The 20,961-nt window shown below is 36.9% G+C and carries 18 protein-coding genes and 1 pseudogene; 11 read left to right on the top strand and 8 right to left on the bottom strand.

The annotated features are described in order from the left end of the window. The first annotated feature begins 73 nt into the window (after nucleotides 1-73). Nucleotides 74-1,218, top strand: a protein-coding gene (locus J576_RS19970) for an IS3 family transposase (RefSeq protein ID WP_085944219.1) whose coding sequence is annotated in 2 segments (ribosomal slippage) — nucleotides 74-338 and nucleotides 338-1,218 — 1,146 coding nt in all. Because the reading frame shifts where the segments join, the coding sequence is not laid out codon by codon here. A 63-nt stretch (nucleotides 1,219-1,281) separates the two neighbouring features. Next, a pseudogene (locus J576_RS18810) lies at nucleotides 1,282-1,587 on the top strand (PA4824 family protein); the annotation flags it as partial. 44 nt (nucleotides 1,588-1,631) lie between these two features. Here the strand turns inward: J576_RS18810 and J576_RS19965 are convergent. The 7 genes from J576_RS19965 to J576_RS18775 form a co-directional block, all read right to left on the bottom strand. Then, nucleotides 1,632-1,763 (bottom strand): hypothetical protein, encoded by a 132-nt coding sequence (locus tag J576_RS19965; RefSeq protein ID WP_002048661.1) that lies wholly within the window; start codon nucleotides 1,761-1,763, stop codon nucleotides 1,632-1,634. Between the two features lie 231 nt (nucleotides 1,764-1,994). Next, nucleotides 1,995-2,378 carry a hypothetical protein gene (locus J576_RS18800; protein ID WP_016804992.1) on the bottom strand — a complete coding sequence of 128 codons (384 nt, stop codon included), beginning with the start codon at nucleotides 2,376-2,378 and terminating at the stop codon, nucleotides 1,995-1,997. 177 nt (nucleotides 2,379-2,555) lie between these two features. Next, on the bottom strand, nucleotides 2,556-2,819 hold the full coding sequence (locus tag J576_RS18795; RefSeq protein WP_025467696.1) for a hypothetical protein: 264 nt from the start codon (nucleotides 2,817-2,819) through the stop codon (nucleotides 2,556-2,558). Nucleotides 2,820-3,006: 187 nt separating this feature from the next. Then, entirely contained in the window at nucleotides 3,007-3,333 is a 327-nt protein-coding gene (locus J576_RS18790; RefSeq protein WP_227865525.1) for a hypothetical protein, read from the bottom strand. 210 nt (nucleotides 3,334-3,543) lie between these two features. Continuing rightward, nucleotides 3,544-4,014, bottom strand: a complete 471-nt coding sequence (locus J576_RS18785) for a hypothetical protein (RefSeq protein WP_002048653.1) — start codon at nucleotides 4,012-4,014, stop codon at nucleotides 3,544-3,546. A gap of 413 nt (nucleotides 4,015-4,427) precedes the next feature. Then, nucleotides 4,428-4,679, bottom strand: a complete 252-nt coding sequence (locus J576_RS18780; RefSeq protein WP_002048677.1) for a hypothetical protein — start codon at nucleotides 4,677-4,679, stop codon at nucleotides 4,428-4,430. Between the two features lie 308 nt (nucleotides 4,680-4,987). Continuing rightward, nucleotides 4,988-6,223, bottom strand: a complete 1,236-nt coding sequence (locus tag J576_RS18775) for a mechanosensitive ion channel family protein (protein WP_002048675.1) — start codon at nucleotides 6,221-6,223, stop codon at nucleotides 4,988-4,990. Between the two features lie 606 nt (nucleotides 6,224-6,829). Here J576_RS18775 and sbnA point away from each other — a divergent pair. From sbnA to J576_RS18740, 7 genes are all read left to right on the top strand, one after another. Beyond that, nucleotides 6,830-7,834, top strand: coding sequence for a 2,3-diaminopropionate biosynthesis protein SbnA (gene sbnA, locus J576_RS18770; protein WP_033855731.1), 1,005 nt, complete (start codon nucleotides 6,830-6,832; stop codon nucleotides 7,832-7,834). A 21-nt stretch (nucleotides 7,835-7,855) separates the two neighbouring features. Next, the gene (gene sbnB / locus J576_RS18765) at nucleotides 7,856-8,869 is read left to right on the top strand and encodes a 2,3-diaminopropionate biosynthesis protein SbnB (RefSeq protein WP_002048660.1); all 1,014 of its coding nucleotides are present in this window, start codon (nucleotides 7,856-7,858) and stop codon (nucleotides 8,867-8,869) included. Nucleotides 8,870-8,940: 71 nt separating this feature from the next. Next, nucleotides 8,941-10,581: an IucA/IucC family protein gene (locus J576_RS18760; protein ID WP_081400883.1), complete on the top strand. Its 1,641-nt coding sequence runs from the start codon at nucleotides 8,941-8,943 to the stop codon at nucleotides 10,579-10,581. 3 nt (nucleotides 10,582-10,584) lie between these two features. Beyond that, the gene (locus J576_RS18755) at nucleotides 10,585-11,790 is read left to right on the top strand and encodes an MFS transporter (RefSeq protein WP_002048672.1); all 1,206 of its coding nucleotides are present in this window, start codon (nucleotides 10,585-10,587) and stop codon (nucleotides 11,788-11,790) included. Continuing rightward, complete coding sequence (locus tag J576_RS18750; RefSeq protein ID WP_002048674.1) at nucleotides 11,787-15,314, top strand: IucA/IucC family protein; 3,528 nt, start codon at nucleotides 11,787-11,789, stop codon at nucleotides 15,312-15,314. Before J576_RS18755 ends, J576_RS18750 begins: the two co-directional genes overlap by 4 nt. After that, a complete protein-coding gene (locus J576_RS18745; RefSeq protein ID WP_002048659.1) occupies nucleotides 15,307-16,080 on the top strand; it encodes an HpcH/HpaI aldolase family protein in 774 nt (257 codons plus the stop codon). The genes J576_RS18750 and J576_RS18745 overlap by 8 nt, the downstream gene beginning before the upstream one ends. Before the next feature lie 153 nt (nucleotides 16,081-16,233). Further along, nucleotides 16,234-18,468 (top strand): TonB-dependent receptor, encoded by a 2,235-nt coding sequence (locus J576_RS18740; RefSeq protein WP_002048655.1) that lies wholly within the window; start codon nucleotides 16,234-16,236, stop codon nucleotides 18,466-18,468. A gap of 65 nt (nucleotides 18,469-18,533) precedes the next feature. Here J576_RS18740 and J576_RS18735 read toward each other — a convergent pair whose 3' ends face one another. Beyond that, on the bottom strand, nucleotides 18,534-19,088 hold the full coding sequence (locus tag J576_RS18735) for a TetR/AcrR family transcriptional regulator (RefSeq protein ID WP_002048665.1): 555 nt from the start codon (nucleotides 19,086-19,088) through the stop codon (nucleotides 18,534-18,536). Nucleotides 19,089-19,738: 650 nt separating this feature from the next. Between J576_RS18735 and J576_RS18730 the strand changes: the two genes are divergently transcribed. Both J576_RS18730 and J576_RS18725 read left to right on the top strand, forming a co-directional pair. Further along, complete coding sequence (locus tag J576_RS18730) at nucleotides 19,739-20,266, top strand: hypothetical protein (protein WP_002048657.1); 528 nt, start codon at nucleotides 19,739-19,741, stop codon at nucleotides 20,264-20,266. Nucleotides 20,267-20,345: 79 nt separating this feature from the next. Further along, nucleotides 20,346-20,825 (top strand): hypothetical protein, encoded by a 480-nt coding sequence (locus J576_RS18725; RefSeq protein ID WP_002048662.1) that lies wholly within the window; start codon nucleotides 20,346-20,348, stop codon nucleotides 20,823-20,825. The last annotated feature ends 136 nt before the right edge of the window (nucleotides 20,826-20,961 follow it).

Below are 20,961 nucleotides of genomic sequence, written 5' to 3'. Positions count from 1 at the left end.
GGTGGATCAGGAAATTTGAACAACACTTATAAGTGATATTTTGCTCCCCAAATGATGTTATAAACATCAATATATGGAGTATTTTATGGCACGTAGACCAAGAAGAAATCATTCAAATGATTTTAAAGCTAAGGTAGCACTTGCTGCGATTAAAGCAGAAAAAACACTTGCTGAATTGAGTGCTGAATTTGATGTTCATCAAAACCAAATTATCGACTGGAAAAATCAACTGATTTCAGCTTCCTCGCAAGCTTTCGATCAATCAAAAGCTCCAACAGAACCACCCATCGATCTAAAAAAACTACATGCAAAAATCGGTGAGCAGGCATTAGAAATTGATTTTTTAGAAGGTGTGTTGAAGAAACTGGGCCGCTTCAACCACAAAAGTTAATCGATGACTCACTTCAGATTTCAGTATCTAAGCAAGCTCAGCTGCTGAAAGTCTCCCGTGGTTGTTATTACTATCGCCCAAAACCTGTGAGTGCATCAGATCTGAAGCTGATGCGGTGTATGGATGAGTTACATATGCAATACCCTTTTGCAGGTAGCCGTATGATGCGTGATTTGTTGAATCGTCAAGGACATCATATAGGACGACGTCATACACGTACTTTAATGAAGAAAATGGGCATTAATGCGTTATATTGCAAACCAAATTTAAGCCAGGCTAATCAAGCTCACCGCAAATATCCATATCTGCTCAAAGGATTGGCTATTCAGCGCAGTAATCAAGTGTGGTCTACGGATATAACGTATATCCCTATGGCAAAAGGCTTTGTTTATTTATGTGCTGTGATTGATTGGCATAGCCGCAAGGTACTTGCGCATAGAGTATCGATTAGTATGGAGGTTACATTTTGCATAGAAACATTAAATGAAGCTATTGAAAAATATGGTCGACCTGAAATATTTAATACAGACCAAGGCAGTCAGTTTACCAGTGATGCATTTATTGATGTATTGAAATCAAATGACATCCAAATCAGCATGGATGGTAAAGGTCGATGGGTTGATAATGTGATGGTTGAACGATTATGGCGGAGCGTTAAATATGAAGAGGTGTATCTCAAAGCCTACAGCAATGTTTTGGATGCGAAGAAGCAATTAAACGCATATTTTGAATTTTATAATTTGAAACGACCTCATTCGAGTCTGGACAAAATGACTCCAGATGAGTTTTACTATGACCAGCTACCACAACAAAATAAGGTAGCTTAACTAGAGCAGAGTATCACTTATAAATAAGCTTTTAGTTGTTCAAACATGTGGGACCACCTCTTTTCTATGTTGGATGACCATTTCTTATTGCATACTAATGTGGGCTGGCTTAGAGAACACACCACTCACCGCGAGCAAACTACTTGGGGTGTGGGTACAGAAACATTCATTACGAAACCCTTAACGGTTACTGCTGAAGTGTATGGAAATGATCGAAGTGATTCATTTTATCAAACCGGTATTAAATATATGTTGTACAAAGAAAATATACAGTTCAACGCAAGTTACGGTAACCGTTTAAATCAGACTAAAGATGACTCATTTTTTTCAGTCGGTTTAGTGTTTTTGAGTAATCCATTTTTTAAATGAAAATAAGATTAAAAAAGCCCATCTATTGATGGGCTTTTTTAGTTTTATGAGTCTTTATCTAATGAGTGCGGCGTTGTGGTTTTATCTTGCTGTTTGGTATCGTTCTCGCCTTGGCATGCCGCAACAGAGACTGAAATAATTGCTGCTAAACCTAGGGTAGCTATAATTTTAGTCATGTCTTACCTCATATAGTTTCCATTGATTAGGTTATAAATACTGACTATCCATATTACGATCAGCATAGGTTTATAGGCTTTTTTGTACTTCTCGCATAGAAATGTAAATTAGAATGGAGCACACATAATTAAAGCATTGATAATTAAATAGCAGCAGTTTTAGAGATGAGAGGGATACTTAACTAGTTTTCGCTCATTACTTTAATTATCACTCTTAGGGGTAAGCTTTTGTTAATTGTAGGAAACACAAAAATCTAACCGATCATGCTGTTGCTTAAAGCATGTCCATGAATCTTTTTCAGGTGCTTCAATAATCTTTTTAGTTTTAAAATCACGATAATAAATAGTCGCATCTTTTAAATTCGATAAATTACTTCCCACAGAAATACATGAATCCTCATGAGAACAAATATTTGATTCTTTTATAAATACTTTGCTATTTGGAAAAGTTAATCTTTCAAAGTTAGAACTTAAGTTATTCGTAGAAGAGAGTAAGCAAGTCTCAGTACTATTTTTACCATTCACAACAAAACAGCTTTTACTGACTTCGAAGGGCTCCTGAGCGAATGTACCCGTAGCATAAGGCAATAAAAATAATGTAATAAGGCGCTTCATGTTCTTTCTCACTATGCAACATTTAGTCTAAAACTGCCTATAAATATTCAGACTACATCTAATTTAGCTGTCTATAATACCTGTATTAAGTTTAGTTAAATATTTACTATTTGATAAATTTTACAAAATATTTAAAATTAACTTATAGATTATGTTTTCATTTTAAAAACTATTCATCTAAAACCTTCCAATCTGTGCCAAAGCTGGTAACTCATCACTATTAAAAACATTACAATTATCATCAACAGCAAATCGATAGATGGGTATTGAATCTGCTTGTGTTTTCTTAAAAAAACTGAAATCTTCGGTAATATGTATTAGGTCTGCCGACCGATTATTCCCGACTATTTCGTTTACTCCTGCACCTGATGGTATATGTATGTAACTTTCACAAGTTATTTCAACACTGTTTCCATCCAAATCTTGATATGAACATTTCATGTTTTAGTCCTTCTATAATTTATATATGTGTAGAAAAACTTAACATGCTATACAGATAAGTTATGGAAGTTTTTATGATGTAATTGTTTTAAGTATGTATATCGTGTTGAAAACTGAAAGATTTACTATTGTGTAAGACTGATAAGAAATTACCCTTTAAAAAAAGCACCATTACCGGTGCTTATTGTTATTTACATTTCCCATGAGGGCTGTTTATTTCTTCTTTTAAAGAATCAATATCCATTTTAATTAATTCTTTATCATTCGTTACTTCTAGACCAGATTTCTTCACGAAAGCTTTATATTCCTTAAATCTAGTAATAATAAATTCATCATATTGCAGTTCAGATTGCATATAAGTACATTCTATTGAATCTAGCTTTTTTCTTTGCGAACTGGTTAGATTTTTATTCGCATTCTTTTTAATAAAATTATCTCTTTGTGCTTGAGCTGTATGGAATTTTTCTAAAAGACTATGATATTCCTCTTCAAAACTTGTGTCTGATGCAGCCATAGTATTGGTACAAATAAGTAAGCCCAAGATAAAAAGTCTTAATTTCATAATATGTAATATTCGCTTATCATAATTAAAAACTGCATATTATAAGACTGTCTCGATTAAATAAAGTAAATAAACTATATAAAAGAAAACCGCCCCAGAAGGCGGTTGCTGAAATTTTCCAGCGATTATAAAAGTGCGGTGGACACACACTTTTATACGGTTTTAAACCAGATTTACTTTCTTATTATTTTTCTTATACTCCTCAGAATTAAAATAGTTCACAATCATCTTGGCATTTTCTTCCGACACGGCTTTTTTATTTTCCAGTACTGTCTGAGCTTCTTTTTTTACGTTAAAGTCGGCTGGCACAATACTTGAAAGTGGTGGTAGTTTTGGCTGTCCACCAATCGTGATTCTTTCAATAAAGCTCGCTAGCCACATAATATATTCGCCCTTGTTTTTATATTTAGGCATTAAGCTCATGTCGAGTTTAATCGTACATTCATTTAAAGGTTTACTTAGACATTCTTCAAAATCTATAAAATTGTATTTGAGTTTACAGGGGGTACCCTTTATCTCTTTTCGAATAATGCTGACTAAATTATTCAATTGTTCAATCAGGTTGTCAGAGAACAATTTATCTTCTTCGAATTTTTTATAGACCTTCTCGGCAATTGTTAGAAATTTTGGCATGGGTCCTTCCCTCCTATTCTGACTTTGTTGGTTGATCAGATTTTTAGGGAAGTATGATGGATATATTATTGCAGTATGTAAGTCTTGAAATGCCAAATGTAATCAATAAGAGTGTTCTGAAACCGAGTTCCATAATACGCCACAACAATTGAATAAAATGCAAAATTCATCGCATTTTTGGTGCGGAAAGATTTTATAGTTGGTAATAATTTTCTGAAAAAAATTAAGCTCATCAATAATATTATTTGACTTAGATTTTTTGTGATGTCTTAGCTAAAAATAGAATATAGAAATATTTGAATTATTTTTATTGACTGCCTTGCTGAATAACCAAGTTACCTAGTCAGGGGACTAGAAAGTTAACCGTGTCTTCAGCAAGGTCTTTTATAATTTATGTTTTAGCTTGATGGTACTCATGCACCGCTTAAAGCTGCTTCAAACATTTCAATTATTGCTTTGGCTCCTTCAGCCTTTTGCCTTGCGTCTTGATCGTCAAAGATAATGGTTTCGTCATTTAGTTCACTCACATATCGCCGGGCTTCGTCTAGAGCTCTCCTTAGTTTTTGGACTTTGTGTTTGTTTACATCTTTGGCAATGGTTGGCGCATATCCTCCACGTTTTGCGTTTTTAAGTTGTCTAGCTCGGTTCTCTATTGCTGTAGCCATTCAAACACTCCAACTCACCTAACAAATTTTAGTAAAGCAACTTTATTGTTTGTTATTCTTAAACATTTAGTATTTTCTTTGTTCAAAGTGTCAAAATTGTTACTTAAGCCTTACTCCTGAAAAGTTATAGATCGAGTTTGCTTAAAAATTAATCTTTTCAAGTTATGAAACGCACATAACTTGGTATAGTCAATTTATACCGCTATTTAATAATAATTTTCCAAAAATAATTATTAATTAATGTATAAAATTATTAAAAGAATGCTATCTATTTGAAAAATCAAGAAAGACAGCATTCTTCTATTTAGTTATTCTACTGTTAATTTTTGAAAATCATGGCCTGAAGGCGCTTGATACACTCTTAAGCCAAACTCTGGCAATATCGCGATGAGATGATCAAATATATCAGACTGAATTGCTTCATAAGAAACCCACGCCGTAGTATTGGTAAAAGCATAAATTTCTAAAGGTAGACCTTCACTCGTCGGTTGTAATTGACGAACAATAAGAGTTTGGTTTTGAGCAATGCCCTTATGCTGACGTAAATAGAATTCAACATATGCTCTGAATGTCCCAATATTGGTTAAACGTCTTTTGTTATAACGTGACTGACTTCCTAGATGCTTATTGAATTCTTCAATTTCAGATTGCTTGGCATTGAGATACTGATCTAATAATAGAAAATCTTTAAGTTTTTGCTGCTCTTCTTCAGTCATGAAGTGAACGCTAGTTTGATCAATATAAAGAGAACGCTTCATACGACGACAACCGGCATTACTCATACCACGCCAGTTTTTAAAAGTGTCCGTTACGAGTTTATTGGTTGGAATGGTGGTATAGGTTTTATCAAAGTTCTGGACTGTGACTGTATGCAATGAAATATCAATCACATCACCATCGGCATTTAACGATGGCATTTCAATCCAGTCCCCTATACGCACCATGTCATAAGAAGCAATTTGTACACTCGCGACCAATGACAAAATGGTATTTTGGAATACCAGCATTAATACGGCTGCCATCGCACCGAAGCCAGCCAGTAAGGTAAATACATCCTTTTTAAGGAAGGTACCTAAAATCATCAAACCACAAACAACAAAAATGATGAGTTTAACGAGTTGTAAATAACCTTTAATCGGCTTATTTCTAGACTTTGGATTACGCTGATAGATTAAGTTAAATATATTTAATAATTCACTAATAGTGAGTGCAATAGTCAGGAAAATAAATGCCTGTGCGCCCATCTGTACCAAAGCAATGGCTTTTTCAGATAAGTGTGGAACAGTGGTAATACCATTCATAATCACAATGGCTGGCACAATATTGGCAAATCGCTTAATAACACTATGCTGAGCAAAAACAGATTGATTAAGTGACTTGATTTTAGTCACTAAATGACGGATTCCCCTAACAATAATTCGCTTGGCAATAAAGTTTGCCAACGCAGCAAATAAAATCAAAATTGTGAGTGAAACTATCATTTCTAGCCAAGGATAGTTGCTTAACTCAGCTTGAAGATCACGATAATAATTAAAAAAATCCAAACCCTTACACCTTACAACTTTATTTTCAATAATTTTAAAGTGTTCGTATGTTATAGATTAAGGCTTGTTTACATATGTCGTCATAAATACAACACGTCTATAATACTTAATCGCTAAATTAGATTAATTTTTAGAAAAATGATTCAAGTAGGCAATAAGTAGATTTTCATTTTTAAAATAAGACTAGTTATTCAACGCTGCTTTATCTACTTAGCTCCTTCATAGGGAGTGCTCTTTTTATCAAATTACAGCTTTTTTGTTTCAATAAACTTACCTTGGTATGAAGAGTTATGAATGAAAAAACTTTCCTCATCACCTATTTTTCTTCATTTTTTCGTCAACTCACTTATTTTTTCACTGTGATTAAATTTTATAAAATAGTAAGTTCCTGCCTATCTGCTTATATTTAAAAAGTTTATTAATTTAACCTTTTGTAAAATATAGATTTTATTATTCAAAGAATTAGAACAAAAAAATTAGTGAAAATTCCTATAACTCCCCCTGTTTTTTCTTTACAAACAGCAACAATCTTGGAATAAATCGTAATAATAATTTAATTAATAATAATTATCATTTACAACACATAAAAACCTGAGAAGATCTGCCATGATCCATGAAAATATTCTCGAATGCATAGGTAAAACGCCACTATTACAACTATCAAGGCTATTCACGCATCAATCAGTCTCAGTGATTGCGAAAATGGAATTGTTAAACCCAGGAGGAAGCATTAAAGACCGTCCAGCATTATTCATGCTACAGGAAGGCCTGAAATCTGGAGTGATTAATAAAGACAGTCATATTGTTGAAAGTTCATCAGGGAACTTAGCTATTGCGCTTGCAATGGCCTGCAAAATATATGGATTAAAATTTACTGCCGTGATTGACCCAAAAATTGCCTCAGCAAATTTACAAATGCTGAAGCTCTACAAAGCCAATATCGAAATGGTTTCTGAGAAAGACCAAAACGGCGGTTACTTAAAAACCCGAATTGACACCGTAAAACGGCTATGCCAACAACTGCCAAATGCAGTCTGGATTAACCAGTATGCAAATCCAAACAACTGGAAAAGCCATTACTTTGGTGAAGCAGAAGAAATCTTAAATCAAATTGATCGGAAGATTGATTACCTCGTAATTGGGGCAAGTACCTCCGGCACGATTATGGGCGTATCTCGTCGCCTTAAAGAAAGATTTCCAGAATTAAAAGTCATCGCGGTCGATATTGTCGGTTCGGTATTGTTCGGTGGCACATCTGGTCCACGTGAAATTCCCGGCATTGGAGCAAGTACTGTCCCACCACTCCTCTCTCCTGATGAAATTGATGATGTCATTTATGTAGATGACTATGAATCGGCACTCGGTTGTAGAGAACTTCTTGAACATGAAGGAATCTTTGCAGGCGGTTCGAGCGGCTCCTCCCTTTCAGCCATAAAAAAACAGATTACAACCATTCCCGAAGGTTCATGCGTCTTAACGCTGCTGCCCGATCGAGGCGACCGCTATCTTGATCTTGTTTATGAAGATGAATGGTTCGAAATGATCAAGAAACGTCACTTCAATCGAAACTTACGACGTCAAGAAAACCTTACTTTACAAAATGTTGTTTAACTTTCTCCTTAGGACATATTCATGAGCAATTTGGCTACCCTTCGCTATTTAAGTCAATCAGATTTATTAAATCTTGGCGCAAATCATAGTAATTCATTTATTGAAGCGATTACTGAAGGTTTAACCCTGCATGCAAATAAACAGTTTGTACAACCTTTAAAACCGTATCTTCGCTGGCAAGGTGCAGACCATATTGCGGACCGTATTATTGCAATGCCTTGCTATTTAGGTGGCAACGACCCGATTGCCGGAATCAAATGGATTGGTTCAAGACAACATAACCCTAAAAAATTCAATATTCCGCGTGCCAGCGCACTGATTGTTTTAAATGATTCAGAAACAAATTATCCGGTTGCAGTGATGGAAGGCAGCCTCATCAGTGCCATGCGAACTGCGGCAATTACGGGTGTTTCTATTAAGTATTTAGCGAAAAAGGACTTTTCAGACATTACCGTAATTGGCTGCGGTCCAATTGCTCAAATGCAGATTAAGACGGTACTTGAGCAATACGCTCAAGTGAAAAAAATACATTTATTTGATGTGAACCCCGAAGCAGCTGAAAAACTCAAAGCATTGTTCTTATCAGAATATCCAAATCTAGAAATTGAAATTCATGACAGTGCTAAGTCTGCAATTGTGCAAGCCGATGTCCTCATTACCTGCACAGTTTCAGATAAGCCTTACATTCCGTTTGATTGGCTTAAAAAAGGCTGCTTTGTTTCAAACATTTCAATTATGGATATTGAGCCTGAAGTCTTCTTAAAAGTAGACAAAGTGATTGTAGATGACTGGGACCAATCAAACCGAGAAAAGAAAGTCATCAACGTGTTGGTTGAAGATGGCTTATTCAGTCGTGAAAAACTGCATGCTGAACTTGGCGACATCATTATTGGTCATAAAAACGGCCGTGAACACGAAGATGAAATCATTTTGCTCAACCCAATGGGCATGGCGATTGACGATATTGTCTGCGCGAAGTGGTTCTTCAATGCAGCACAAGAACAAAACGTTGGCACGGTTCTACCGCTTTTATAAGAATAGGAATAACTAAAATGTTAGATCGGATTTACACAGCACAACTACAAAAAACGATAGATGCCCTCTACATGGAGAATTATGGAGATTTTAAAGATCATATTTCCTATAAAAAGCCTTATCTGGCAATTACTCTCAATGATGAGTTGGAACTCTATTTCAACTGTTTAAAAGTAGATGGTGTAAATCCTTTCTATGTTACCCAACCCGAAGTTTTACTTCATAACCTCTTAAGTAATACAACATCTAAAGTTTCGATTTCTGAAATTTTTAACTATTTAACTCAAGCAACTTGGTGGCCGTCACCACACCATCAAAAAGCGATTAATTACTGGCTCGATAACTTAGTAACGGCTGAAAAAATTCCTCAAATTTTACAGTCAGCCCTTTCATTTTCTTCACCTTTAATGACCAGTGAATTGCTATCACTGGTAGCTGACCGTCCATTTCATCCATTCGCTCACTCAAAAGGTGAACTTGCACCACTCACAACTCAAAAAGAAATTGAGGTGTATTGGTGGGCTTTTAAGAAAGATGATGTGATCAATAATATGGAATCGATTCCTCACAAAGAGCTTTTGTTATCAGAAGTTGAGGAAAGTCTGATTGCTGACAAAATGACTGAGCTTTCAGATGACTACTTAGCCCTACCTTTGTTAGAGACGCAACATCGCTATTTAAAGCTTGAAGAAAATAAGTATGAAGGTATTGACCTAAACCATGTCACCACAATTGGTTCACCGACATCTTCTTTAAGAACCCTTATTCACAACGCAAAGCCGAATCTGCATTTAAAACTCTCGACCAATGCCAAAACATTAGGCGCAATCCGCTCTATGCCAGGCCGTTATTTAATGAATGGGCATACGGCTTATGATTTTTTAAATGAAGTCATTAATGAAACTGCTTTAATAAAAAATCGTCTCTTTTTGAGTAATGAAACGCACTGGTGGGTGCTGGGTAAACAAGAGCCGATTGTAAAAAATTTAGGTGTAATCGGCTGCCAAGTCCGACATTTACCGGATCTTTGCCAAGACAAAAACGTCACCCCAATCACTATGTCAGCTTTAAGCTGTACGTATGTTGACCCTTGGGAAACGTTAGGCGTTGAAGGTGACAAATGGTCATTATTAAAAGACTTAAGTGTTCATTTTATTCAAACATTCTTAACCCTTTGGGCTAAAGGCATCATGCCTGAATGCCACGGGCAAAACACCATGGTGTGTTATGAAAATAACAAGTTGAAATGCTTTATTTTACGTGACCACGATACCTTAAGAATATGTACCACAGCCATTGAAGAAAATGGTTTTACACCTCCGGTTTATACCATTGATACCAGCACGCCGAACAATCTTATCTTTACTAAAAATGAAGACTTATTTAATTACTTCATTACCTTAGGCATTCAAATTAACCTCTACCCAATTGCTCTAGCTGCCTTGAAATATACGGATCGAACTGAAAGCGATTTTTGGGAGATGGTTCAAGACATTATTCAAGATTTTGTAGAAACCCAACCCATTTCAGAACAAACAAAATCGCAAATTCAAACTTATCTTTTCGACAATAAGACTTGGCCATTCAAACAGCTCCTTACGCCTTTACTTGCGCAAGAAAGCGACTCAACAGGCATGCCAAGTAAAATCGGAAGTACGCCGAACCCTTATCACAGCTTATCTGTTTCTAGCTATGAGACCATGGATATCTAAATCATGCGCTCATCTCGCCTAGATCATTTCATTATTTTGCTCTGTCAATTTTTTTCCACTTTTGGGCTCATGGTACTTATTCCGATCATGCCGCTCTATATGGAAAAACTGACGGCGCATATGAGTGCTCCCACTATCTGGGCAGGTTTAGCACTCGCGGCTCCGGCTATTGGCAGTTTATTTACAGCACCGATTGTGGGACACCTATCCGACACATTCGGCCATAAAAAAGCCTTGCTACTTTCTCTGGCAGGTTTCTGTATTTCAATACTGCTCATGGCGAGTGCCCAGCATTTATACCTATTTATTTTCGCGCGAATTCTACTCGGTTTTTGCGGTCTTTCCGTGATTTTAAATGCCTATGTTTCATACCTTTCCAATGAACAACAACGAGGTGCCGCTTTTGGGCAACTACAAAGTAGTGTTGCGCTCGCTTGCCTATGTGGTCCCGTGCTCGGCGGGATATTTATGGATCAATGGCGGGTTGAAGTATTACTCAACGCAACAGCATTTGTTGTTGTGACACTCATTGTGATTGCGTCATTTGTATTAACTAATCCCGTTAAAACTGAAACCACAAAAACCAAAGAGAAATCCAAGCTTCCCGCTTTCTTTGATAGAACAATTTTTTCATGGTTAAGCGCCGGCATTTTGGTTCAAGCGGGTGGCTTTGGTTTGGTGTCTTGCTTCGTTTTATACATTAGCGAAATAAGCCAAAGCACTCATTCATCGTTATCTGCCGCGAGTTTAACGGGAACCATTCATGCGCTTTCATGGGGAGCAGCCTTTATTGCTGCGACCTATTGGGGAAAAAGAAATGATGATAAAGGAGACTCTTTTAATAACTTCGTTTACGCATCTTTAATTTGCGGCATCACGATTTTTGCATTGATCTGGGTTTCGAATATCTGGCTAGTTCTTGTATTACGACTCATACAAGGTTTTTGCTTTGCAGCCCTTATTCCTTCGATCTTACACACCATTTCTCTAAAAGCTGGCACTCAAAGCCAAGGAAAAGTGATTGGTATTTCTAACAGTGCCTTTGTCTTAGGGCAACTTATTGGCCCAATCACCATCACGCTCACCTACTCATTTTTCAATATTACCGCTGCATTAATCTGCACCTCACTATTTTTTATCGGTGCGGGATTAGTAGTGATTTTGAACAAATTCTTAATGGATACAACTTTAAAAGAGGCACAAGAATGAACTCAATTATTACAACAGATGCATGGTCTTATAAACTTTTCGAACAGTACCTGAATACTTTCTTTCGTGAACTCAAAGTGAATCTTGAAGAATGCATTATTCCAGCTCAAGACTCTCCTTTATTCACCCTATATGCAGAGCAACCAGACACGCTATGTTTTGCTTATACATTTCATGCATCTAACACGGTTGCTTATGGCGCAGTTCAGCATCTATCCACCACTGGTTATCATAGATATCAACGTGGTTTTGTTCTGCAAAACTTAAACGACAATACATTTGACTCGCTCACCGACCCTAAGCAGTTATTGAGGCTGATTACAGATGAACTGAATAGCTTATTTAAAGATAAAAACCAAAATAAGAATTTGTACTCAGATATTGTAAATAGTATCGAGAACACAAAATTCTTTTTAGAAAATAAGCCTTACCAAACAGCAACTAAAGCATTGAGTGGTTTTCAGGCTACTGAGCAAGGCATGTTATATGGGCACCCTTTTCATGTGACCTCTAAAGCCAACTTAGGTTTTTCTAAAGAGGACATGAAAAAGTATAGCCCTGAGTTAGGTGCAAGTTTCCAACTCCACTACTTTGCAATTCATTCTTCTTTAATCCAAAAACTGGTCAGTGAAGAACAGCCATCTCACTGTATTGAAGAGGAAGTTTTAGAAGCTGCAAAAGACCATTTACAAGAAAACTTCGCAAACTATGAACTCATGCCCACCCACCCATGGCAAGCCAACTTCTTACTTCAACATCCATCTTTAAAGAAATATTTAGACAGCCAAGACGTGATCTATCTGGGAGCCTTAGGTCAAACCGTATGGCCAACCTCATCTGTTCGCACGGTGTGGTTGCCTCAATCGAACCTATTCTTAAAGCTTTCAATTGATGTACGAATTACCAGTTTCATTCGTAATAACCCAATGGATGAAATGGAACGTGCCATTGATGCAAGCAAAATTATTATTAATCACAAGATTAATGAGCAATATCCCGACCTTTTGATTCTGCCGGAGTTAGAGGCAAAAACAGTCAAAATCCCAGAGCTTGAAAGTTCATTTGGCATTATTTATCGAGCTGGGCTGACTCCTGCTGTACTAGAAAATACCCGAATGCTCGGTGGCTTGGTTGAAGAAAACGAAAACCATGAAATCCCGCTTTTAAGCTTTATTCAGCAAGCGGCACCGAATCAAAACTTACAATCGAAAGACGCGAAAGGCTTTATTACTTTTTGGTGGAAACAGTACGTTAAGGTTTCACTCATTCCATTAATTGAGTTGTTTGCAAATAAAGGCATTAGCGTAGAAGCGCACATGCAAAACAGCTTAATGGAATTTAAAAATGGCTATCCGCATCGCCTTATTCTTCGAGACATGGAAGGCATTAGCATTGTTCCAGAAATGATAGAAGATGACTCATCTATTTCTGAAGATAGTACCGTTTGGTTCTCTCAAAAAGATGCATGGACCTTTTTAAAATATTACCTCGTGATCAACCATATTGCTCATCTCATCAGTGCAATTTCACGAGTTACAGCCATTGAAGAATCTGAACTTTGGCAAGCCACCCGTCTTACGCTCACACAAGAAAACTTTACTGCCAAAGGTCAGCAGTACCGCGATTTATTAATTCATTCACACACATTACCAATCAAGGCAAATATGTTAAATACGCTCTACCACAGTGGTGGCAATCCTATCTGGATTGAAGTTGAAAATCCTATTTATAAATATCGCGGTGCAGAAGACCTTTGCCCTCTTCAACCGATCCAACAAACTAATTATAAAACCCTCGCGGAAAATCGCGTGATGGCTCAATTATTAGAAGCACTCATTTTTGAAAATACTTTTAAATACGAGTTTTCTAAAGGTCAGATCAAGTTCTATATTTCCGATACCGTTTTTTATACTTGCGCGGCTAAACGACACTTTAGTTTTAAACGAATTAAGTTAGACCCTTCAAGCTTAGTCCGTTCTGATATTACTTTAGGCACTGAAACTCGCCCTAACTTAAAAGCATTACTTACCGATCTAAAAAATATTATTGAAGCTGACCCAGTTAAATGGCAAAATTTTAATGATGAACTTAATTTAACTTACGTTAAACATGCACAAACTTTGAGCCAAGCCCCTGCTCAACCTTTAAGAACTTTGCCGTACCTAGAACAAGAAGCACGCATCACCAACGCCCATTTATATCACCCAAGTTTTAAATCTCGTATCGGCTTCGATTTAAAAGAAAATCAAAAATATGCACCCGAACTTTCTGAAGGTTTTACGGTTCAATGGGTGGCGACTCATGCTAGTCTATGCAAACTGGTTTTAAGTGAAACCATTAACTTAGAGCAGCTTTATAAACAGCATTTTTCAGAAAAAGATCTACAAGCCATTAATGATCAATTGAAAGAACAAAATGTAGATTTTAAAGATTATATCCTTACCCCAATTCACCCATGGCAGTGGGATAAAATTATTGAATTGTATTATCAAGATGCGATTAGCAACCAACTGATCATTCCGTTAGATATTGAAGGTCCAACTTATTTACCACAGCAGTCCATTCGGACCTTGTCGAATATTAGTGATATCTCGGCACTTTCTCTTAAGTTGGCAATGAACTTGGTCAATACCTCTACCTCTCGTGTATTGGCACCGCATACCGTTCAAAATGCGGCAAAAATGAGTGACTGGCTTTATAACATTGTTGAGCAAGATCATATTTTAGAAAAACAGCGCAAGCCTGTTATTTTAAGAGAGATTGGCGGTCTTTCAGTGAACCAGCCGATTGCTTTACCTGTTCAATACGGCGCACTCGCCTGCATTTGGCGCGAAAGTATTTACAGCTACTTAAAAGAAGGTGAATCAGCAACTCCTGTAACGGGTCTAATGCAACTCGATATTGACCAAAAGCCTTTAATTGATGAATGGATTCAAGAGTACGGTATCGAGTTCTGGTTAGAAAAGTTACTCACCAATGCTTATTTACCTATCATGCATATTTTATGGTGCCACGGTCTCGCTTTAGAGTCACATGCACAAAATATGGTACTGATTCATAAAAATGGCTTACCCGTTAAAGCGGCCTTGAAAGATTTCCACGATGGAATTCGTTTTAGCCGTCATCTTTTACGCGAGCCGGAACTTTTACCTAACTTGCAAGATGCGCCAAAAGAACACGCCAAAATTAACCCGAACTCGTTCTTAGAAACCCACTCTCCAAATGAGTTAAGAGACTTTACTCAAGATGCGCTGTGGTTTGTAAATCTGGCTGAGTTAGCGATTTTCTTAAATGAACATTATGACTTCGATGAAATCAAATTCTGGACCATGTTAAGAACCATCATTAATCAGCATAAAGAAGCTCATCCAGAGTTTAGCGAACGATATGAATTGTTTAACTTTACAGATGACACTATCGATATTGAACAGCTCGCAAGCCGCCGTTTCCTTCCAGAAATTCGCTTAAGAGTACAAACCACGCCGAACCCGCTCAGCCTTATTAAGGAAATTGAATATGAATAAGCATTCGATTTCTTTTAAGAAACGAATAGCAAATGGTGAGACGCTCTACGGAATATTTTGTTCCGTAGCTTCTCCAATTAATGTCGAGCTACTGGCACTTGCGGGCTATGACTTTATTATTATCGACTTGGAGCATACTTTATTTAGTATGTCTCAAGTCGAGACCATGATTTTAGCCGCTAGAGCTATGAGCCTTGATGTGTTTATAAGAGTACCTTTAAACGCTAATCACCTAGTTCTACCTCTGCTCGATGCAGGGGTAACGGGTATTGTTTTCCCTCGTATTGAAAATGCTCAGCAAGCACAAGAAGCCGTGAATTATTGTCATTATATGCCGCTTGGGCAAAGAGGACTCAACTCAACAAGATTAAATCGATACGGCATAGATGATTTAGCGAGTTTTGTTGAACAGGCTGCAAACGAAACGGTTGTCATTGCCATGATTGAAAGTTTGGAAGGACTAGAACAACTAGATGAAATTTTAAAAGTTGAAGGCATCGATATTATTCTTGAAGGTGCTGCCGACCTTTCTCAATCGATGGGAATGCCGTGGCAAACTAGCCATCAAAAAGTGAAAGAAAAAGTTCAAGAGATGTATTTAAAGACTAAAAATAGCCAAAAACATTTCTGTGCTATTCCTCGACAACCTGAAGATATCGCAGCTTGGAAACAACAATCCGTTCAGCTTTTTGTGCTCGGGGATGACCGCAGCATTATACGCCGTGCCCATCAAAACCATCTAAATACCTTTAAAGACAACTCATAACTGTTCAAATCTTTTAAGGGGAATAAATGCCTATTCCCCTAATTCATTGAATAAATTTCAAATATATTATTTTAATGCAATTAATAATATTGTTAATTACAATGATTCTCATTTATAATTCGCTCAATTTAAAATCACTCTCAGGGCGAGACAATGGCAAATAAGAAAAGTAATAAACTTTTTACAAGAAAGTCTGAAGTTAAAAATATCATTCCACTTCTTTCACTTGGTGGAGCCATTATTCTTTCAAACTCAGCATTTGCAGCTTCAACTTCTGATACCACAGAAACAGAAAAAAAGCCTGAAGCCCTTCCTACCATTACCATTACCGCTTCACGTGCAGATGAACTCTCTACCTCTGCCAAACAAGTCACCAAGCTTGATGAAAAACAAATTGAAATTTTGAAAAATGGATCGTCTGGGAACATTGCGACTGTTTTAGCCAAAGCCGTACCGGGCCTATCGGACTCAAGCCGAACCATTACCGATTATGGTCAAACTTTACGTGGCCGTAATGCGCTTATTTTGGTGGATGGCGTGCCAATGAACCTCACTCGTGATACAGCGAGAGGACTTTCAGCCATTGACCCTGAAAGTATTGCCAACATTGAAGTGATTCGTGGTAGTAACGCAATTTATGGTGGCGGTGCTGCGGGCGGTATTATTTCAATTACCACGAAAGCTGCGGGCGGTGAGCCTACGGCTAAAACGGTTGTTGGACTTCAAACACCCCTCACAAATCTGCGTTCTAATGCTTTAAGTGGTGATATTCACCAGTATTTTACGGGCAGTTTTAACGCTTTCGACTATGCACTCGACTTTGGTTACCAACGTATTGGTAGCCCCTACGATGCAAGTGGTGACCGTGTTGCACCAGAACCAAGCCAAGGCGACCTTTACGACTCAAATGGCTATAGCATCGGCGGTAAGTTGGGTTATCACATTGATGACAACCAATACCTACAGTTTGCTGCAAACTACTATAATGCCGAGCAAGACTCAGATTATGCATCTGACCCAAGTGTTAAAAAAGCTCCTGCTGGAACTGTGCCAGCCAAAGCCATTAAAGGCTTAAAGCTCAAAGACCAAAATAAAAACGAAAACCAGATCTACAATTTGACCTATAACCATAAAGACTTTTTTGGCAATAAGGTTGATGCTCAAATTTATTACCGCGACTTCTTTACCCGTTTTTCACCGTTTGATGCACGTGCAAATGCCAACCGTGGTAAACAAGTCGACCAGATTTATCAAGAAAATAATGTACTCGGTAGCCGCCTAACGGTTACCACTCCCCTTGAGTTTTTAGGTGACACATCTTTAGTTTGGGGTGGTGACTTTAGCCGTGAAAAAAGTGAGATGCCTTTAGATATTTTTGATCAAAAAATTTATGATCAATCGGGCGGCTTAGAGTTTGTAAAAATCGGCAAACTGATTTATTTACCTGAACTCACCACGCAAAGTGTCGGTGGTTTTGTACAGCTAAAACACCGCTTTAATGACCAATGGTCAGCAGAAGCTGGTACACGCTATGAAGACAGCTATGCGCAAATTGACAGCTTTGTTCCCTTATCACAATTAGGCAAAACCAACCCTTACACAGTTCCAGGTGGAAAAGTGAAAGCTGATGCATGGTTATACAATGCCAATGTGACTTTCTCACCAAACGAACAGCACTCAATTTATGCATCGTTTAACCAAGGTTTCCAGTTACCTGATGTTGGCTTGATTATTCGTAATGCTGGTGAAGGTTTTAACCTTGGATCATCATTCTTAGAGCCTGTAAAAGTAGATAACTACGAGCTTGGCTGGAAAGGTAACTTTAACAACTTCTCTTCAAGTTTAGCGGTATTCCGTTCAACATCTGACTTAGGTGCTGTGCAATCATTCAACAATGGTTTAGTACTGGCTCGAACCAAAGAGAAAGTCACAGGTGTTGAAGCAACGCTTGACTACTTTGACGATGCAAATGTTTGGGGAACTGGTGGTAGCGTTACGTGGATGAAAGGCCGTGAAAAACCGCAAAACGGTGCTGAACAGGACATGACAGGTTTCCGTATTCCACCATTAAAACTCACAGGTTATATTTCTTATAGCCCAACTGAAACTTGGACAAACCGTCTACAAGCTACTTACTTCGGTTCAGAAGATTACCGTTTAAATGGTATAAATAGTTTCGGTCGTTACGATGTAAAATCTTATACTACGGCAGATTTAATCAGTAGTTTTGCGCTTAACAAGAAAGACACCATGACCATTGGTTTAGAAAACATGTTTAACCGCAAGTACTACCCGCTTTATAGCCAATTATTAAGAACGAACGATAACACCAGCCACTTAGTTGCAAATGGTATAACGCTTAAAGTGACTTATAGCCATAAATGGTAAGAGCTTTGCTTAGCCCCTAATACAGTAAAAGCCCCAATCTCGGGGCTTTTATTTTTAGAGTATTTCTATGAAAACATCATTATAAAATATTCGAATTGTTTGTCCCGCTCATCTACATCGTTATGACTGAGCCTTTGAATAATAGTTCCTTCAATTATATGCAGAAGTAATTTGGCATCATGAAATGAAACACCCGCTTTTAGCATTCTTAGCTGACTATAAATTTCATTGGTTAACCAAGTTCTATATTTAAGTGCGACCTGATAAGCATTTGAATAAGTATTTTTGGTTTCAAAAATGGCTTTAAATAATAAGTAATACAGCCCTTCTAAATCAGTATGTAAGTCATAAAGTGTTTTGAGTTTACCCGTCACGCTTGTGCTGTGATCATACTCAAGCATACTAATGACTTGGTCTTGCAGCCGTTCTTTTTGCACAAGTAGGCAAATTTCGATAAACCGCGCTTTGGATTGAAAGTAATGATAAAAAGTCATTTTTGTAATTTCAGACTCTTTGATAATTCTGTCGACACCTACTAAATGGAATCCGTGATGGTGAAATAAATCAATTCCCTTATTCACAACTTTTAAAGCACGTGTAGAAAGTACTAAAGGTGGCATATGTGTACCGTTTAAAATAATTTTTTGTTGTATCTAAAAGAGATAGAAATGCCGTCACTCTTAAATTGAGCGCTAAAAACAGGCATAGAAAATCGACACAATAAAGGTGTGCTCGCCTATCTCGGGTTTATTGTTGCTATGATTTTTGAGTCTTAACGATTCTTAAGGTGCAGAAAACCTAGAGTCGATTAAACCGTTTTATAGGATGTTGAAATGGTATGAATAAAGAGATTTTGGCAAAGGCCAATAAATTAGAAAAAATAGCACGCATAGCAGACTCCTAGATGAAATAGAAGTTCTACCCAATCACTGTCAAATGATTATGGTGGTAGAACGAAGGCGGGTTGACAGACCAGTCATCTAGGAACTGGCACGCCCGAAGGCGTCCCTCCTCCGTCCTACCGCTACGAAGGGGGACGAACGAGTTCAACACCAAAAAATTACTTTTTTGATGTTCTAGATGATGGCGACCTGTCAAAGTCGACTGGCAATGTAGGCCAGCAGGCAAAGGATAATCGTAGAGATTTTGGGTGTCAATGTGATATTGGCTAGAAAATGGATAAATAATTTTTTGTTTTTCATTAGATTAGATTCATTAATCTATTGAATAGAATATATTATATTTGCTTAACGCACATTAACTTATAAATATGAATACTATCTCAGCTACTCTTTTACGTGAACACCCAATTGAGGGTTGCATTAAAGATGCAAATGGCAATTTAAAACCATTTCCTATTCTTGCAATTGATAATATTCCATTAAATATATGGATGCATCAAAATGCGCGCGTTATTGACGAAATGAATGATTTAGTTCCAGCGCAAGGTTGGTTATATGATCATGATAGTGAGTTAGCATTAAGTAACGCATGGAAACTTCTTAAACCAGAAGCTTATGAAAATTTAGCTATTTCAACAGTGGTTCCAATCTTAATTTGCCCTGATGATTTAGATCTAACATGTAGCGTAATTATGGTTGAACAAATTGTTTCAGCAGATCAAGTCGTATGGGCTCGTTTTGGTTACGCATTTAACCATATTCACGATGTTGTGACATCCGTAGTCTGGAAAACCTCGACTTCTGTTCCTCAATTAAGTTTTTCGTTGAGCGAATTTGAAAAAGCATATAATGATTTAAAAGAATTAGACAAAAAATGGAGTGAAGGTTTTATCTAGTTTTTTAAATATGACCACACATTGAAAGATGCTGCTCTTACCTTCTCTAAATATCATCTAATAAATTTAGGTTAAATAAATGTCTAATAGTTATAAATTTCAATTAAAAATGGAGCTAGATCTAAAATTAATCACGCCTGAAGAGATTCAGAACTGGGCCGTGCATGCACTAGAGAATGATCCAATAAATGAGCTAGCTTTAGACATCTGTTTTTTATCAAACACTGAGCAAATATTACAATATTTCAGACTCACAGAAAAAAGTGAATTTAGTGAAACTTCGGTAGATGAAATAACAAGGAAAGTTTTAGAAAATTTTATTTTTAAGTATATAAATATTGTGAATCATAAAGACCAGATATATTCTTTTTTTCAAAATATTGTTTCCATACATCCTTACTTAGAAAAAGAAGAATTACGGTTTTTAATTTACTCATATGAGACTCAACTAGATATGGCATTAGAAGGCTTTTCAGAATTAGAGCCTGAAACACTATGGGAAAATTTTAAATTAGAGTTAAAAGAACACCTTTCATCTCCAACTAATTCCAATAACTAAAATATGAACAGTAATAGATCCCCAATTAGCTAATTTTATATTGATTAGATTCTTAATAATTATTTTCTGATTTAATTGATAGTTATATACTGTGATACACCGATAAAATGAATCATAAAATCCATTTTATCGGCTT

The sequence above is a fragment of the Acinetobacter sp. 766875 genome, assembly GCF_000582055.1.
GTDB classification, from domain to species: Bacteria; Pseudomonadota; Gammaproteobacteria; order Pseudomonadales; family Moraxellaceae; genus Acinetobacter; species Acinetobacter nosocomialis.
Note: the sequence above shows the minus strand (reverse complement) of the source record. Positions and strands in the feature narration are given on the sequence as shown.